Raw genomic sequence first — 16,658 nt, forward strand, 5'->3', positions numbered from 1 at the left:
GCTTCTGAAAGTCAATTTGATGAAAAAGGAAGGGATTTATGATGGCTAAAACAACAAGTAACTCGAAAAATACGCAAACCAAATCGGTGGAGGAACTTTTAAACCGTCAAGTCGCTAACCTCAATGTGTTATATGTGAAAATTCATAACTATCACTGGTACGTGAAAGGCTCCAGTTTTTATACACTCCATGTTAAATTCGAAGAATTATACAATGAAGTGACATTGAAAATGGATGAGATTGCCGAGCGTCTGCTCGCCTTGAAAGGTTCTCCTTCCGCAACATTAAAGGAATACCTGGAGCTGTCGTCGATTCAGGAAGCAACCGGCAATGAAGATGCTCCTAAGATGGTACAAACTTTGATCGAGGATTTTGCGACTATATGTGAGGAGTTTCAGGAAGGTATCGAATTGGCGGAAAGTAATTCCGATCAGCCTACTGCAGATTTGCTAATCGGTTATAAAGCGGATCTGGAGAAACATATGTGGATGCTGCGCTCTTATTTGGGCTAACTCCTCAAGCTTTCGTTCTAAAATAACCCTTTACATGTAAAACGCTACTGACGCATGCTGTCAGTAGCGTTTTTATGGCTAAAAAAGAGATGATGTATCCCATGGTTTTTTGTACTACACTATAACTATATAATCATTCGCAGGATGTATTTAGTCATTTGTGCGCTTGGTAGGATGAACATTTTATGAAGAAAGTTGGATAACGTGTGTCTGTTGGTTGCACCCTTAAAGATATTTATTATAAAATAACTTGAGAATCATTGAGAATCAGTTTAGAATGATTATAAATAAATTTTTAAATATTGCTTGAAATCAGGGGGCTCCCCTGTTTAAATATACTTTCTGATTTCGACACCACACTACATTTTTTGGAGGGTATTGCGAATATGGCTACAAACTTTAAGATTGAAGGTCTCAAAGCGACCATTGAAGGTAAAGAAATTTTGAAGGGTATTAACCTCGAAATGAAGGGCGGAGAAATCCACGCTATCATGGGTCCTAACGGAACGGGTAAAAGTACACTCGCATCTGCTTTGATGGGTCATCCTAAATATGAAGTCACAGATGGCAAAGTAACTTTGGATGGAGAAGACGTGCTGGATATGGAAGTGGATGAGCGTGCACGTGCAGGATTGTTCCTGGCGATGCAGTATCCAAGTGAAATTGCAGGGGTAACAAACTCCGACTTTTTGCGTAGTGCAATTAACGCACGCCGTGAAGAAGGACAAGAGATTTCCCTGATTAAGTTTATCCGCCAAATGGAAAGCAAAATGAAAGAGCTTGAAATGAATCCTGAGTTTGCTCACCGTTATCTGAACGAAGGTTTTTCCGGTGGTGAGAAAAAGCGGAATGAAATTCTGCAAATGATGATGCTTGATCCGAAAATTGTCGTTCTGGACGAAATTGACTCCGGTCTGGATATCGATGCTTTGAGAATCGTAGCTAACGGTGTAAACGCTATGCGTTCTGAAGACCGTGGCTTCCTTGTGATTACTCACTACCAACGTCTGTTGAACTACATTAAACCAGATTATGTACACGTGATGATGCAAGGACGTATCGTTAAATCCGGTGGTCCTGAGCTTGCAGAGCGTCTGGAAGCGGACGGTTACGACTGGATCAAGGAAGAGCTGGGTATCGTTGATGAAACTGTAGGACAAGAGGCGTAAGCCGGAAGCGAGGAGGAAAACTGATGACAACACAAACAATCCTTCCGGTAGATTCCGAGCAACTGCGTGTTCTGTCCGAACGTAATGGCGAGCCAACTTGGCTAGCCGAAGACAGACAAAAAGCACTTGAGCTTGCAGGCCAACTGGAGCTTCCGGTATTTGAAAAAACAAAAATCGAGCGTTGGAATTTAAACGATTACGGTCAACATAAACTGAGCGAGGTCATTGCATCTGTAGGTCAGGTTCCTGCAGCCATTGCTGATCTGGTCAAAGAACAACAGGAGGGCGGTCTGATCATCCAGCGCAACTCCGGTGCGGTATACGTGAAGCTGAGCGAGGAACTGGCGGCGCAAGGCGTCATTTTCACGGATTTGCAAACGGCGGTTAAAGAGCATGCTGATTTGGTCAAAGCTCATCTGAATACTGTTATTAAAGCTGAAGAAAATTCATTATCTGCACTACATGCAGCACTCTGGAACGGTGGAGTATTTGCTTATGTGCCTAAAAATGTAGAGCTGAACGTTCCGCTTCAAGCTGTGTTCCTCACGGATGATGCGACTGCAACGTTTGCGCCGCATGTGCTGCTCATAGCTGAAAACCATAGTTCCGTGACGTACGTAGACAACTATGTATCTGCGGATTTGGCGGCACCTGTTCTTCATAACGGTGCGGTAGAAGTGGTTGCGAATGCAGGCGCTAAAGTACGTTATGCCACAGTGCATCAGTTTGGAGAGCAAGTAACGGATATTTCCATTCGTCGTGCCACGCTCGGAAATGACGCTGCTATCGAATGGATTGTAGGCGAAATGAACAACGGCAATACAGCTAGCAATACCATGTCCGTGCTCAAAGGCAATGGCTCCAACTCAGATGCCAAGGTTATTGCTGTAGGTTCTGGTTCGCAAAAGTTGAACTATACGACACAAGCACAGCATTTTGGTAAAAATTCCGCTAGTCAGATGATTACGCGCGCCGTTATGCGTGAAGAAGCATCTTCTATCATTAACGGAATTACGAAAATAGAAAAGGGTGCTACCAAAGCAGACGGTCAGCAAACAGAACGTGTTCTGATGCTCAGCCCGCAAGCACGTGGTGACGCTAACCCGATCCTGCTGATTGATGAAGACGATGTAACAGCAGGACACGCAGCCTCGGTTGGTCAGGTTAACCGTGAGCAAGTGTATTACTTGATGTCCCGCGGAATTAGCCGTGCAGAAGCTGAACGATTGATTATTTACGGCTTCCTGGCACCTGTCGTATCTGAAATTCCGCTTGAAGGACTTCAACATCAGCTGCAAAGCCTTGTTGAAAGGAAGTTAGGCCAATGAACACTGCATTGATCCGTGAACAATTCCCGATTTTACATCAGGAGATTAACGGTCATCCGCTGGTTTATTTGGATAATGCGGCCACTTCGCAAAAGCCGCTAGCGGTCATCGAGGCGATCAAGCACTACTATGAATTTGATAATTCGAATGTACACCGTGGTGTGCATACCTTGGGTAGCCGTGCTACGGATGCTTATGAAGGTGCGAGGGAGAAGGTAGCCCGTTTTCTGAATGCCAAACGCAGGGAAATCATCTTTACACGCGGAACAACAACCGCGCTGAATCTGGTGGCTTCTTCGTACGGTAGAGCTAACTGTAAGGAGGGTGATGAAATTGTCATCACTCAGATGGAACATCACAGCAACCTGATTCCGTGGCAACAGGTTGCCAAAGCCACTGGTGCAACTTTGAAATATATTCCGCTTCAAGAGGACGGTAGCGTTGATCTTGCGGACGTGGAGAAAACCGTCACAGAAAACACAAAAATTGTAGCAATTGCGCATGTCTCCAATGTACTTGGCGTTGTGAATCCGGTCAAAGAAATTGCTGCTATTGCACATCGCAAAGGTGCAGTCATCGTTGTCGACGGTGCACAAAGCACGCCACATATGAAAGTAGACGTGCAAGACATTGATGCTGATTTTTATGCTTTCTCTGGTCACAAAATGTGTGCTCCTACAGGAATTGGTGCACTCTACGGCAAGAAGGCGTTGCTGGAAAACATGGAGCCCATTGAGTTTGGCGGTGAAATGATCGACGATGTGGGATTGTATGAATCCACATGGAAGGAGCTACCTTGGAAATTCGAAGGTGGCACCCCGATTATCGCTGGGGCTGTTGGCTTGGGAGCTGCCATTGATTTTCTGGAAAGCATTGGACTGGACGCCATTGCACAGCATGAGAGCCGTCTATCAAATTATGCACTTAAACGTCTCCGTGAAGTGGATGGTTTGAAGATCTACGGACCTGCTGAACGTCATGTCGGGCTTGTAACATTCAACTTGGATGATGTGCATCCGCATGATGTAGCTACTGTACTGGACAGTAAAGGGGTGGCCATACGTGCAGGCCATCATTGTTGCCAGCCATTGATGCGCTGGTTGAAAGCCAGTGCAACTGCACGTGCTAGCTTTTACCTCTATAACACAGAAGAGGATATCGACGCTCTGGTCAGCGCCTTAATCCAAACAAAGGAGTATTTTGGCGATGCAACTTGACGACTTGTACCGACGCGTGATTATGGATCATTATAAAAATCCGCGCAATCGCGGACGTTTTGAGGATGATGCTGTTACGGTGGATTTGAACAATCCTACGTGTGGTGACCGGATATCCCTTCAACTCAAAACGAAAGACGGCTTAGTTGAGGATGCTCGTTTTACTGGCGAAGGTTGCTCGATTAGTATGTCCTCGGCTTCGATGATGACAGAAGCGGTCAAAGGAAAAACGATTGATCAGGCCTTGGATATGGCGAGTCGCTTCTCCTCTTTGATGAAGGGCGAAGCCGTCGAATTTGATGATTATGAAGAATTGGAAGCTTTGTCAGGCGTTAATAAGTTCCCGGCCCGCATTAAATGTGCGACCTTGGCTTGGAACGCGCTGCGTAAAGGAATAGATGAAGATAAATAATTTAAATAGAATAGAGGAGGTTTGAGAAACATGGCCAAGAAAGCACCGGAAATGGAAGAGTATAAGTATGGCTTTCGTGACGAGCACAAGTCCATTTTCCAAACAGGTAAGGGTCTCACTCCGGAAATTGTAAAAGAAATCTCCAAAATTAAGGGTGAACCGGATTGGATGTTGGAGTTTCGTCTGAAAGCATTGAAGCAATTTGAAAAAATGCCAATGCCAAAATGGGGCGGAGACATGGATGAGCTGGATTTCGATGATATCCAGTACTATGTAAGACCTTCCGAGAAACAAGGGAAAACGTGGGAAGAGGTTCCTACAGAAATTAAGGAAACCTTTGATAAATTAGGGATCCCTGAAGCGGAGCAAAAGTTTCTGGCTGGTGTATCCGCGCAGTATGAATCCGAGGTTGTCTACCACAGCATGCAAAAGGACCTGGAAGAGCAGGGTGTCATTTTCATGGATACCGATACGGCGTTGCGTGAGCATCCTGAGATTCTGAAAGAGTATTTTGCCACAGTCGTACCTCCTGCGGACAATAAGTTTGCGGCCCTGAACAGTGCGGTATGGTCAGGCGGTAGCTTTATCTACGTGCCTAAAGGTGTAAAATGTGAAGTTCCATTGCAGGCTTACTTCCGTATCAATTCGGAAAATATGGGGCAATTTGAGCGTACGCTCATTATTGCTGACGAAGACAGCTTTGTGCATTATGTAGAAGGCTGTACAGCTCCAATTTACAGCACGAACTCGCTGCATAGTGCTGTGGTGGAAATTATTTGTAAGAAAAACGCACGTGTTCGTTACACAACGATTCAGAACTGGGCACCAAACATTTACAACCTGGTAACCAAACGTGCGGTTGCTGAAGAAAATGCAACCATGGAATGGGTCGATGGAAACATCGGTTCCAAACTGACAATGAAGTATCCTGCCGTTGTATTGAAAGGTCGTGGAGCGAAAGGGATGGTCTTGTCCATCGCTGTTGCAGGCAAAGGCCAGCATCAGGATGCAGGTGCGAAAATGATCCACTTGGCACCAGATACTACATCCACCATTGTATCCAAATCGATCAGTAAGCACGGTGGTAAAGTAACGTATCGCGGATTAGCTTCCTTTGGTCGTCAGGCCCAAGGTGCAAAATCGAATATTAAGTGTGATACGTTGATTTTGGATAATCAGTCAACTTCAGATACTATTCCTTATAATGAGATCATGAATGACGATATCACACTTGAGCACGAAGCAACGGTGTCCAAAGTATCGGAAGATCAGTTGTTCTATCTGATGAGTCGCGGTCTGACCGAAGCTGAGGCAACGCAAATGATCGTTATGGGCTTTATCGAGCCGTTCACCAAAGAACTACCGATGGAATATGCGGTAGAAATGAACCGTTTGATCAAGTTCGAAATGGAAGGCAGTATTGGTTAAAAGCAAAGCTAAGCGTATCGGCTATTCTAGGTTTTATTTATTGGTCATGATACCGAAATGATACCGATTAGTCGTCGAATACGCTCATTGCTTCTCGTTTCCTTTCGGCGTAAAGATGACCATAGGTGTTGGTTGTTTGCTTGATATCGTCGTGTCGCATCAGTTCCTTTACGAGATAGATGTCCACGCCTTTGTTAATCAAGTATGATGCGTAGCTGTGACGCAAGTCATGAATTCGCAATTCAGGGAAGAGACTTTTAAAATGTTTGCGAAAATGGGAATAGTGGTATGGGACCACTACACCGAATACAAACATATCGTTATTGAATCCGTAGATTTTCTCTGCGGATTCTTTTTTTATGCGCTCCAGCATCTCGCCTATAAAGGCAGGAAACGGAACGTAACCTACACTGCCCTTAGTTTTAGTCGTAGTAGTCTTACGTGTGGTTATATCAAGTGTTTTGTTTACGCGAAGCAGATTCTTCTCAAAATCCATATCTGACCACTTTAGTGCAAGTCCTTCTCCTACTCGTAAATCTGTGTAAAATAGTAATCTAGCTAACTCCTGATCCTCTAAGAAGAAAGGGTTTCTCCAAAGGGGCAGGGGAACCTTAAAAGATTAGAAGTAGAAAAAAGCACTAAAAACCCATATAATCGACAGAATGCTTATTAGCCCCTCATCATGTTAGTAACGCTAAAAAAAGTATGAGTTAGGTTGTTTGACCAGTCGTTTATGAACTCTCAAGCATATATTGAGTTGTAAGATTTGTGAAAGGAGGTCATGGTTATTCCAATTTCTGACTTGTTCAAACTTCAACCAAGTGCTCCAGTTACCTTGGATGGGCACGAAGAAGAGAGCGTCAATCTAGAACTTCAAGCCTCGTCCAGCACCTCCGTTGGTGTGGTGCAGGGAACAACCCTCCTGCCTAATGGGAATCCGGTTCCTTTTGCTACAGTGCAGGTATATACTTCTCAAGGGGTGCCATATGCGCATGTTAACAGTAATCCCCAGGGGATATTTATAATACCTAACGTTCCAGTAGGCTCTTATTTAATCACTGCATCTGAACCAGGCTACCTGACACCTGTCCGTATTCCGTTAACAGTTACACAAGGCAGACCAACGCAAGTATCTATTACTTTACAACCCGATCCCGCTGCAACGACGGGAGCCATGTTTGGTATAGTAAGGAATATTACCAATAATGAACCCGTGAATAATGCTTTGGTTAGTCTATTTCGAACAGATGGGACTACGGTTACTCCGATCGGAACAGTGACTTCCAACGCATCAGGGCAATATTTGTTTGCTGAACTTCCGAGTGGTACCTATTTCGTTCAGGCGGTCCTACCCGGATATTTGTCCAACCAAAGTGCCCCTGTAACAATCCAAAGTCCTGAGTATGTCCCCCTTGATATTAATCTGACAGCCGATCCGAATGCCAATACAGGGACTGTAAGTGGTATTGTGACGGACCAAGCGAATGGTGTTGCTATACCCAATGCGCTAGTGGCACTCTATACGTTGACCGCAGGAGTGGAACAGATCATCCAGATTACGCGTACGAATCAGGGGGGGCTCTACCTGTTTGGCGATTTGCCACCGGGAATCTACCGTGTGAAAGCGACAGTTCAGGTGAATACAGGATGAACGATAAAACTATTCTGACAGACAGTTCTGCTTTTTCAATCGGTTCCGGTGAAAGTAGATGGATCCCTCTGGCTCTGCACGGCAGGAATGGTTCCATCAGGTATGGCTTCAGCCCTGTCCGAGTAACGTTTTGTCTGGTTGTTAGAAAAAAAAGAATCGTCTATAAGCAGCGGTTCCAGCTCTATATTCGCAGTGAAGAAGGTTGCAGAAATGCAATAAAATGGAGCAGTAAAAGAAAGCTATACTCATCTACTAAGTCCCGTAAAATATGTCCGGTAAAAATCGAACTGGGGGTGTCCGTGAGAAATAAAAAACGGGCGAACCGCAAGAAATTTAAAGCCGTTATTTAAGAGGTGTCTTCAAACATCCGAATAAAATAAAGCTAAGGGCGTTCTCGGATGATCATGGGAACGTCTTTTTTTGTTTTCTGCCTTACTAAAAAGTTCTTGAAAGAAAAATCGTCACTTCAATAAGGTACCAAACTGATAACGATGAAAATAAGGATCATGGTTGGCGGGGGTTTTTTCATTAAAGGAATTACCACATCATTCATTGAATGAATTATTGAGGTGACCAGCATGAACCATACATATAAAGTGTTAAAGTCGGATATCGAACTATTTGCAGCTTCGCTAAGCCAGGTAAAGGTGTACGTTGTTCAGTCGTTGGGAGAGAATATGGTGTCGGTTGTAAGGCTATGGTGGCAGTATAGAAAAGTTTTAGCCTGAATCGGTTAAGATTACTGGTAAGTATTTTATGCGGAATCAGTTTGAATTTAAGTCTGAGGAATATATTACCTTAATGACTGTTAATAGATAAATTACTATCAACGACACTGGATATTTAGTAAATCCTAAAATCAGTGCTCCTTCAAATCTATTGGCAAAGGCAGGAGACGCTAAGGTGGATTTGAACTGGACAGCAAGTCCCGATAAAAAAGAATATACTATAAAACGCAGCACTACTTCTGGAGGACCATATGAAACAATTGCTTCAAACGTCAAAACTCCATCTTACTCTGACACGTCTGTGGTTAATGGAACAACATACTATTACGTTGTTACCGCGGTAAATGATACTGGAAAAAGTGAGTTTTCTGAAGAGGTATCAGCTACTCCTCAAGGAGAAAAGCAAACAGTTCCCAATACAGACAAATCATCTCAACCTAAACCTGAGCCATCGGAGACAGTACAACCAACAGGTGATCGTGCAATTCTTGTAGTAACTATGACAACTGGTTTGGAGAAGGAATTTGATTTGAGTATGAAAGAAGTTAACAACTTCATAGCGTGGTATGATGCCCAAAGATGCCAGTCGTGGTCAATCATTTTATAATATTGATAAACATGACAATAACAAAGGACCTTTCAGCAATCGCAAGGAATACGTAATCTTTTTTTGATAAGATACTTATGTTTAAAGTAAGTGAATACTCTAAATAAATCAAAAAGCTCTGCTAACTATAATTGGTCGGCAGAGCTTTTTGGTCTTACATTGATTCTATACTTCTTGTTTATTATCAGCTGTAATTTGATGTGCTTTATGATAAGCCGTCTTATGTGCACTTTAAGTATATATTTTTGTTTCATTTTATGGTTAGTGTCACCAATAAGCGATCTTTAATGTTGGGAAGACTCGTCTGTTACACGTTTATTTATCTGAAGTTTTATGGTCTAAGTCATGATGTAACTCGGTTGCTGGTATTTTGGCATTATAGATCTGGCCTTTGGCAACGGGGTTAGAGATGTATACATAGCTCCCGGTTCCATCCGGCGCACTTCCTGTTGCCCACAGACCTTCACTAGATTCTTCGCCTTCAGACAAGTTCCAAAACTCATATGCCTCAGGCTGAGATTCTTGCTCTGCTTCAGGAGGAAAGGAAGCCGGTACCACAACACCATTTTTTTCTTCTAATTCTTGGATTGCCGCCAGCCATTGATACTGATGATAGCGGTCGCGTGCTAGCATTTTCCGTAATGTAGCCCTAACGCTTTCATCTTGGGTCATATGATATAGTCTTGCTACCTGCAATCGACCTTGACTCTCTGCATGTAGGTTGGACCGCATATCTGCCAAAAGATTACCACTAGCAACAATGTAAGAACCGTTCCATGGAACTCCATTTGAATTAGTAGGTAATCCGCCAAGACCACTCACCAGTAAATGCTGCGGGTTAATTCCCCCCATAATGGCAGCTGTAACAGGGTCTTTGGCAGCTTGCTCCTGATCTTCTGGTTTAGCCCTATCAAGTAATTGACTTATTAAAGCACACAGCATCTCCACATGCCCTATTTCTTCTGTTCCAATATCCATTAACATATCTTTATATTTTTCATCACCGCGACAGTTAAACCCTTGAAACAAATATTGCATCATCACGGTCATTTCTCCAAATTGGCCTCCCAAAACTTCTTGTACCTGTCGGGCAAATAGAGGGTCAGGTCGCTCTACTTTCACTTCGAACTGCAACTCTTTTTGATGTCTAAACATAATTAGTCCTCCTATAGGTTAAAAGCAGTTTAGTGAATCCAAGCTATATTAACCCATTCAATGCGCAACAAAACGAGGAGCTGCTTAACAACAAATATCCCTAATACTAGACTGATAGGAGCCTGCATAATAATAACCTTTCTGTTTCTTTGTCTTGTATAAAAATGATAAAAATGGGTAGCATATGTTTTACTTCAAAATAAAAGCTCTGAGGGGGTTTTGGTATTGTATTTTTATAAAGAAGATTTGATTAACTTAATAGTGCCCGATAAACCCGACCCAGCTGCTGCAAAAGTGATTCAGGAGGTATTGGGTGGTCGATTTGGAGAAATGCGTACGATGATGCAGTTTTTCTTTCAAAGTAATAATTTTCGTGGTAATGCTGTGCAGTATAGGGATTTGATACGAGGAGTTTTCCTAGAGGAGCTTAGTCATGTTGAACTGGTCCAACATACCATAAATCAACTTCTGACTGGCTCAGGCGAAGACCAAGCCGGCGATGCTGGAATTGATCATGCTCCTTTGGATGAAGCGATAAAACATGCCAATCCTCATCATTTTATTATGGGTGCTCAAAGTTCCTTACCCGTTGATGCAAGTGGTAACCCTTGGTTAGGCAGTTATGTCTATTCCCACGGCAATCTGATTAGTGATTTGCTTGATAATCTCGTACTCGAATCTACAGGGGTTCTGCAAAAATCCCGAATTTACGAAATGAGCTCGAACAAAACATTCCGGGAAACATTAGCTTTTTTGATTGTACGAGATAATGCTCATCAAAATGCGTTTGCCAAAGCGTTAGAGACACTTGGAGTAGATTGGGGCAAATTGTTCCCGGTTCCAAACTACGATATTAACAAGTATCCAGAATGTCGGAAGTATGTTGAAATGGGCTTTCACAATGCACAGTTTAATTTTCGATTGGATTCTACCCGTATTGGAGAAATATTCAATGGGCAAACGCCAAGCAGAAACGGTGGAGATTTGAGTGTCATTAACCCTCCAGAAGGCTTTCCTCTTCCGTATATGCCTGAATTGCCTAATGAACATAGCCCAGGCCTACAAGATCTTAACTCCTAGGATTAAACAAGCAATACAGAGTAATTGGGCTAATGTTCGTAATACAAAAAGAGGCTGTCCTTTGTAGGAAAAACCTACGGATTAAAGGACAGTCTCTTTTTATTCGTGTAGCCTGTGCTTCGGTAAAACATTCCGTACAAACAAAGTAACGCCGGGTGGCAGTGGCAGATCAGGATTCCAGATAAATTTCGTCAATGTATACATGGCGTTCCTTTGACAAATCTATATATTCATTATCGTTAATTCTTACTAAGGGTCTGAAGTAATCCACAGGATTGTTCAGAATAATAGTTCCTGTCTGGCCTGTAGTCAATAGAACCTGCTTATTAATAAAATTCGGAAGCATATGTCTGATGAACACTTGGGTAGTTTCTGGATTCAGATGTCCAAAACTCATACTGTGCAGCTCGCGTAATACGGTGAGCAACTCCTGTTTTGTCTGATACACACGGTTGGAAATCATCGCGCTGTATACGTCGGCAACAGCTGTTATGCTGGCAAAAGGATGAATCTCTTCCTTGAACAGTCCGTGGGGGTATCCACTTCCGTCTTCGCGTTCGTGATGCTGCAAGGCGACAATTGCTGAAATATCATCGCTGGTTGAATTGCGAATAATATCATAGCCATACAGAGAATGTTTCTTCATCTCATGAAATTCTTCAGGTGTTAGTTTATCCGGTTTATTTAAAATTTCATCCGGTATCATGGACTTGCCTATATCGTGTAAATATCCAGCTTTGCCCGCGGCATATGCCTCTTCCTCTGTATATCCAAGCCAAGTGGCAATGTAATATGACAGTATACCTACTTGGAGAGAATGGTTATAGGTATAGTGATCTCCCCGTTCCATAATTAACAGCAGAGATACGACATCTTTTTGACGAGCCAGCTCTGAAACAAGAGGGGCGAACAGCTCATCAACTCGATGTTCATCAAATTTTCCAGTTGAGGAAGCTTCGAGGAACATGCTTTCAAAGCCACTGATCGTTTGCTCCATAAGGGGAACGGCGCGTTTGAGGGACTCGGGGGAAGCAGGAACATCGGGGGCAAAGCCAACCGGAATGCTCGTAGAACCAGCATCAATGTCAATATAATCGACACCATGCATAATGAGCTTGGAAATATCGTCATGCTGAAGCTCGGTGCCCTGAATCAAGACAGGTACACCGTGCCCATTGTATGTATCGGATTTGAGGCGATCTCCCGGCTTGGCATCGGTAACGTGAACTCTCATGTGCTAACCTCCTTGTCGTAAATTTGTCGAAAATACGAAACAAACTTAATATATCAAGAATTATATGGGATGACAACGACTAATTTACTATTATTCCAAGCTGTAAAATAGGTCCCAAGGACCCGTCTCCTCTGAGTTACATATAGAAGGCAATGTCAATGATTTTCACTATCTATGTCCACCTCATATGTACCATATTGCTAAATAACATGGTATGCTTAAACATTAGAAGCTCCAAAGTCGATATATAAAATATAGAGGAGGGCGGTTATGGAAATGACGACTCGGCAAACGTTGACCATTTTGCATACCAATGATATCCATAGTCATTTTGGCAGTATGCCTTCGATAGCCGCGATGATTAATGAACGAAAAGCTGCATCAGGGGATGCGCTTCTTGTGCTGGACATAGGAGACCACATGGATCGGATGGCCCCCGAAACGGAAGGAACGCTCGGTGGGGCAAATGTGGATGTGATTAATCTGACAGGATACGATGCAATTACGATCGGTAATAATGAGGGACTGACTTTTACCTCGGATATGATTGAACAGGCATATGCGGGCATTCATTGTCCAGTTGTATGTGGCAATCTGACAGAGCGTGCTACGGGGAGGATTCCTTTGTGGATGAAGGAATCTGTTATTCTAAACAAAGCAGGAATCAAGATCGGTTTACTAGGTGTGACGGCTCCTTTTACAGAGTTTTATCAATTGTTGGGCTGGGATGTGCTCGATCCGTTTGAGGTGCTGGGGAAGCAGATCGCGTCACTCAGAAAGCAGGTGGATGTGGTGGTCGTGATGTCTCACCTAGGTTTACCCTCTGATGAGAAATTAGCATCCCAGTTTCCTGAAATTGACGTTATCCTTGGTGGTCACACCCACCATGTGCTGGAGGAACCGCTTCGGATCGGGAACACCGTTCTATGTGGGGCTGGGAAGTTCGGAACGTTGCTCGGTGAAGTGACGCTAACCCGTAACCATAGTCTTGAACCGTTTCGAGTTACCTCAGGCGGCGTAGTTCCTGTGGATCAGACGCTGCTAGACGAAAAAGTGGCATCGGCCATTGTGTTGCATCGCAGACAAGCAGAACGCGCCATGGAGAGCACGGTGGCAGTAACAGATCGGGAATTGGAGATCGCCTATAATGAGGAGTCCCCTTTCGGGAATTTGCTGGCACAATCCGTGTCCCATTTTACAGGAACCGAAATCGCCCTCGTCAATGCAGGTCAACTGCTTGGTCCCTTGCCTCAAGGAGATATTAGCAAAGGAGTACTGCATTCCTTATGCCCATCGCCGATCAATCCCTGTGTTATGAAGTTGCGGGGAAGAGACATTCGGTTGGCTCTGGAGCAATCTTTGCTGCCAGAATTTACAGACAAGCCCATGACGGGCTTTGGCTTCAGAGGCAAAGTGCTGGGCACGATGTGTGTGGAAGGGTTGACCATTCAGTTTGATCCGGACCGTGCTCCTTATGAAAAAGTGACGGACATTCGTGTAGCGGGTCAACCTTTGGAAGAAGATGAGGAATACACAGTGGGCACGTTGGATATGTTCACTTTTAAAGCAGGCTATAAGGTGCTTGCGAACGGAACAGATCTCCGATTTATGCTTCCAGAATTTTTACGGGATTTGATTGAAATGGAGTTGAAGCGTCCGGGCGCGATGGAAGAATGTTTTGCAGCTAGGTGGCTTCAGGTATCAAAACAATCGGGAGAGGATTAAGCTGCGACTGGTACCTGTTACATTATTGAGAGCCGGCATGAAGCTGGGCAAAAAAATATACAATGAAAATGGAATGGTGCTGCTCTCGGAAGGTGTTGAGCTTACTTCGCGATTGATTGAACGTCTAGGCCAAGTCGGAATTGGATATGTATACATTGAGGATGCTGTGACAGAAGATATCGTCATACCCGAGATGATCCATGAACAGACAAGGGCGGCGGCGCTACAGGAAATCAAAAAGCAGTTTCAGGGTTTGTCATCCTACTCCGTAGATCATAAGCACAAATATTTTGGCAAGTCATTTTATAAGGTCATGGAATCCATTCTGGACGATATTGGAGGCCGCCAGGATGCCATCATTATGTTGATGGATATCGGGGCCGCGGATCAGGATTTGTATCATCATTCTTTGAATGTATGCTTGTATTCACTAGTCCTGGGGATATCCAATGGCTACGATAATAATCAGCTCATGGAGCTAGGGATAGGTTCATTACTGCACGATATCGGTAAAATGAAGATTTCACCTCAAGTGCTCTATAAGCCGGGTAAATTGACGGACGAGGAATATGAGCATATGAAAACACATACAGTGATCGGCTATAAGCTACTTAAAGACGAACCCGGGATTCCCTTGTTGTCAGCTCATTGTGCATTACAGCATCATGAGCGTATTGACGGTAGTGGATACCCACACGGTTGGAAAAAGGACCAAATCCACGAATATGCGAAATGGATCGGTCTGGCGGACTCGTATGACGCGATGACGGCAAGTCGAATCTACAAGCAGGCTTTGTTGCCTTATGAAGCAATGGAGGTGCTATACGCCGGGGCAGGAACGCTGTATGAGCAGCGGATGCTGGAAGCCTTTCGTGACTGTGTAGCTATTTACCCTCTGGGGCTTTCTGTAATGCTCAACACAGGGGAAGAGGGAGTCGTAGTGCGTATACATTCCAAAATCCCGCAAAGGCCTGTCATTCGTATTGTAAGAGACCGGGATGGGCAGGAACTGAAGGCGCCTTATGATGTGGATTTGTCCGTATCCCTTTCGGTCATGATTACAAATACATTAGGCGCTGCTACCGGCCCTTTCGGAGGAGTACGCGTAGATTAGCAGAGGATGTGGAAGAAAGCATGCAGGCACTTTACACATCATGATATGATAATTATACGTCTTTTGAGGTTAATAACAGAAATAAGGTGAAAACATAATGACAGTTCTACAAAATAACACACTACCCCAAATATCGCCAACGTATGATCCGTGGGACCCGATTGTCTCACTGCGTACACATGGTCGTCATTTGCTTACAAGTGTGGAAATGACCGTAACACATTTATGTAATATGCGCTGTGAGCATTGCGCTGTCGGCGATATGCTGGTTATGAAGGAGGCCCCTTTCCTTCCTTTAGATTTGATGCTGAAGCGGCTGGATGAAGTTGAGCATCTGGAGACAATAAGTATTACAGGCGGAGAACCTGCATTGCTTGATAAAACAGTGGACGATGTGATCGTTCCGCTGTTGAAGTATGCTAAAGAGCGCGGTATTCGTTCGCAAATTAACTCCAACCTGACATTGGATATCAGAAGATATGAGAAGATGCTACCGTATCTGGATGTCATGCATATATCGTTTAATTATTTAAATGCAGACGATTTTTATGAAGTGGGATTTGCAAATACCGGACGTCCGACTCCACGCGCGGGTGCTGTGCGCCTGTATGAAAAAATGATAGAGAATGCACGCAGATTGAGCGAAATGGGGATGTTCATTTCAGCTGAGTCCATGATTAATTATCGGACACATACGAAGCTAGAAGGCATTCATCAGTTGATCAACGAAATGGGATGCCGCCGACATGAGGTTCATCCGATGTACGCATCGAATTTTGCTTCTGCCTTGCCTGTACTGTCCCTTGACGATATGCGGAACTCTATTGATAAGCTGCTGGATGTGCGAAATCAGGACATGTGGATGTTATTTGGTACACTACCGTTCTTTGCTTGTTCTGAGCGGGAGGAAGACCGTAAATTGCTTCGTCGCTTGCGCCAAGAACCGAATATTACGGTGCGTAATGATCCAGACGGAAGAAACCGTGTAAATGTGAATATGTTCACGGGTAGCGTATATGTGACGGATTTTGCAGACATTCCAGCTTTCGGAAATATTCAGGAAAACAGTCTGGACAATATTTTCGGTGAATGGCTGAATGAGCATCCGCTGAATCAGACCGTGAACTGTCATTGCGATGCGGCTGCCTGTTGCGGGCCGAATCTACTCGTAGCGGATATGTATTACAAGGGTGTAGACTTTAAATCAAGAAAAGCATTGCAATTATAAGCATTTTTACATGATTCCAATTCCAGGTTTCCAATCATAAATATTGAATTGAATAGCTTGCAAGTCGAAT

General features: G+C 43.9%; 15 protein-coding genes and 1 pseudogene. 13 read left to right on the forward strand and 3 right to left on the reverse strand.

Annotated features, from left to right (window positions below):
• Window positions 1–41 precede the first annotated feature (41 nt).
• The 6 genes from EGM68_RS08270 (at window position 42) to sufB (ending at window position 6,066) form a co-directional block, all read left to right on the forward strand.
• A complete protein-coding gene (locus tag EGM68_RS08270) occupies window positions 42–512 on the forward strand; it encodes a Dps family protein (protein WP_129550308.1) in 471 nt (156 codons plus the stop codon).
• 386 nt (window positions 513–898) lie between these two features.
• The gene (gene sufC / locus EGM68_RS08275; RefSeq protein WP_013370290.1) at window positions 899–1,681 is read left to right on the forward strand and encodes a Fe-S cluster assembly ATPase SufC; all 783 of its coding nucleotides are present in this window, start codon (window positions 899–901) and stop codon (window positions 1,679–1,681) included.
• A gap of 23 nt (window positions 1,682–1,704) precedes the next feature.
• Complete coding sequence (gene sufD, locus EGM68_RS08280; protein ID WP_064963853.1) at window positions 1,705–3,009, forward strand: Fe-S cluster assembly protein SufD; 1,305 nt, start codon at window positions 1,705–1,707, stop codon at window positions 3,007–3,009.
• On the forward strand, window positions 3,006–4,226 hold the full coding sequence (locus EGM68_RS08285; RefSeq protein WP_129548993.1) for a cysteine desulfurase: 1,221 nt from the start codon (window positions 3,006–3,008) through the stop codon (window positions 4,224–4,226). The genes sufD and EGM68_RS08285 overlap by 4 nt, the downstream gene beginning before the upstream one ends.
• Window positions 4,216–4,638: a Fe-S cluster assembly sulfur transfer protein SufU gene (sufU, locus tag EGM68_RS08290; protein WP_013370293.1), complete on the forward strand. Its 423-nt coding sequence runs from the start codon at window positions 4,216–4,218 to the stop codon at window positions 4,636–4,638. Before EGM68_RS08285 ends, sufU begins: the two co-directional genes overlap by 11 nt.
• Window positions 4,639–4,668: 30 nt before the next feature.
• Window positions 4,669–6,066: a Fe-S cluster assembly protein SufB gene (gene sufB, locus EGM68_RS08295; RefSeq protein WP_016819590.1), complete on the forward strand. Its 1,398-nt coding sequence runs from the start codon at window positions 4,669–4,671 to the stop codon at window positions 6,064–6,066.
• Between the two features lie 67 nt (window positions 6,067–6,133).
• On the opposite strand, the gene EGM68_RS08300 is transcribed toward sufB, so the two are convergent.
• Complete coding sequence (locus tag EGM68_RS08300) at window positions 6,134–6,670, reverse strand: site-specific integrase (RefSeq protein WP_129548994.1); 537 nt, start codon at window positions 6,668–6,670, stop codon at window positions 6,134–6,136.
• A 177-nt stretch (window positions 6,671–6,847) separates the two neighbouring features.
• Here EGM68_RS08300 and EGM68_RS08305 point away from each other — a divergent pair, with 177 nt between their 5' ends.
• From EGM68_RS08305 to EGM68_RS26510, 3 genes and pseudogenes are all read left to right on the forward strand, one after another.
• Window positions 6,848–7,717 carry an MSCRAMM family protein gene (locus EGM68_RS08305; protein WP_240664141.1) on the forward strand — a complete coding sequence of 290 codons (870 nt, stop codon included), beginning with the start codon at window positions 6,848–6,850 and terminating at the stop codon, window positions 7,715–7,717.
• On the forward strand, window positions 7,714–8,067 hold the full coding sequence (locus EGM68_RS08310; RefSeq protein ID WP_040101734.1) for a hypothetical protein: 354 nt from the start codon (window positions 7,714–7,716) through the stop codon (window positions 8,065–8,067). Before EGM68_RS08305 ends, EGM68_RS08310 begins: the two co-directional genes overlap by 4 nt.
• A gap of 526 nt (window positions 8,068–8,593) precedes the next feature.
• Window positions 8,594–9,159: pseudogene (locus EGM68_RS26510) on the forward strand (Ig-like domain-containing protein); the annotation flags it as partial.
• Window positions 9,160–9,367: 208 nt separating this feature from the next.
• On the opposite strand, the gene EGM68_RS08320 reads toward EGM68_RS26510, so the two are convergent.
• Window positions 9,368–10,207, reverse strand: a complete 840-nt coding sequence (locus tag EGM68_RS08320; RefSeq protein WP_129548995.1) for a manganese catalase — start codon at window positions 10,205–10,207, stop codon at window positions 9,368–9,370.
• Window positions 10,208–10,432: 225 nt separating this feature from the next.
• Between EGM68_RS08320 and EGM68_RS08325 the strand changes: the two genes are divergently transcribed.
• Window positions 10,433–11,287, forward strand: a complete 855-nt coding sequence (locus EGM68_RS08325) for a manganese catalase family protein (RefSeq protein WP_025676021.1) — start codon at window positions 10,433–10,435, stop codon at window positions 11,285–11,287.
• 169 nt (window positions 11,288–11,456) lie between these two features.
• Here the strand turns inward: EGM68_RS08325 and EGM68_RS08330 are convergent, their stop codons facing one another.
• Window positions 11,457–12,521 (reverse strand): HD-GYP domain-containing protein, encoded by a 1,065-nt coding sequence (locus EGM68_RS08330; RefSeq protein WP_013370307.1) that lies wholly within the window; start codon window positions 12,519–12,521, stop codon window positions 11,457–11,459.
• Between the two features lie 270 nt (window positions 12,522–12,791).
• Here EGM68_RS08330 and EGM68_RS08335 point away from each other — a divergent pair, with 270 nt between their 5' ends.
• From EGM68_RS08335 to yfkAB, 3 genes are all read left to right on the forward strand, one after another.
• The gene (locus tag EGM68_RS08335; protein WP_129548996.1) at window positions 12,792–14,246 is read left to right on the forward strand and encodes a bifunctional metallophosphatase/5'-nucleotidase; all 1,455 of its coding nucleotides are present in this window, start codon (window positions 12,792–12,794) and stop codon (window positions 14,244–14,246) included.
• Window positions 14,200–15,360: an HD-GYP domain-containing protein gene (locus tag EGM68_RS08340; RefSeq protein ID WP_017425923.1), complete on the forward strand. Its 1,161-nt coding sequence runs from the start codon at window positions 14,200–14,202 to the stop codon at window positions 15,358–15,360. Before EGM68_RS08335 ends, EGM68_RS08340 begins: the two co-directional genes overlap by 47 nt.
• A 97-nt stretch (window positions 15,361–15,457) precedes the next feature.
• Window positions 15,458–16,588 (forward strand): radical SAM/CxCxxxxC motif protein YfkAB, encoded by a 1,131-nt coding sequence (yfkAB, locus tag EGM68_RS08345; protein WP_013370310.1) that lies wholly within the window; start codon window positions 15,458–15,460, stop codon window positions 16,586–16,588.
• Window positions 16,589–16,658 lie beyond the last annotated feature (70 nt).

Origin of the sequence: Paenibacillus sp. M-152, from assembly GCF_003856555.1 — a bacterium.
GTDB lineage: Bacteria > Bacillota > Bacilli > Paenibacillales > Paenibacillaceae > Paenibacillus > Paenibacillus polymyxa_C.

Excerpts from the sequence above, each read along its gene's own strand:
- EGM68_RS08270 (WP_129550308.1), top strand. The coding sequence starts at position 42 with ATGGCTAAAACAACAAGTAACTCGAAAAATACGCAAACCAAATCGGTG.
- sufC (WP_013370290.1), top strand. The coding sequence starts at position 899 with ATGGCTACAAACTTTAAGATTGAAGGTCTCAAAGCGACCATTGAAGGT.
- sufD (WP_064963853.1), top strand. The coding sequence starts at position 1,705 with ATGACAACACAAACAATCCTTCCGGTAGATTCCGAGCAACTGCGTGTT.
- EGM68_RS08285 (WP_129548993.1), top strand. The coding sequence starts at position 3,006 with ATGAACACTGCATTGATCCGTGAACAATTCCCGATTTTACATCAGGAG.
- sufU (WP_013370293.1), top strand. The coding sequence starts at position 4,216 with ATGCAACTTGACGACTTGTACCGACGCGTGATTATGGATCATTATAAA.
- sufB (WP_016819590.1), top strand. The coding sequence starts at position 4,669 with ATGGCCAAGAAAGCACCGGAAATGGAAGAGTATAAGTATGGCTTTCGT.
- EGM68_RS08305 (WP_240664141.1), top strand. The coding sequence starts at position 6,848 with ATGGTTATTCCAATTTCTGACTTGTTCAAACTTCAACCAAGTGCTCCA.
- EGM68_RS08310 (WP_040101734.1), top strand. The coding sequence starts at position 7,714 with ATGAACGATAAAACTATTCTGACAGACAGTTCTGCTTTTTCAATCGGT.
- EGM68_RS08320 (WP_129548995.1), bottom strand. The coding sequence starts at position 10,207 with ATGTTTAGACATCAAAAAGAGTTGCAGTTCGAAGTGAAAGTAGAGCGA.
- EGM68_RS08330 (WP_013370307.1), bottom strand. The coding sequence starts at position 12,521 with ATGAGAGTTCACGTTACCGATGCCAAGCCGGGAGATCGCCTCAAATCC.
- EGM68_RS08335 (WP_129548996.1), top strand. The coding sequence starts at position 12,792 with ATGGAAATGACGACTCGGCAAACGTTGACCATTTTGCATACCAATGAT.
- yfkAB (WP_013370310.1), top strand. The coding sequence starts at position 15,458 with ATGACAGTTCTACAAAATAACACACTACCCCAAATATCGCCAACGTAT.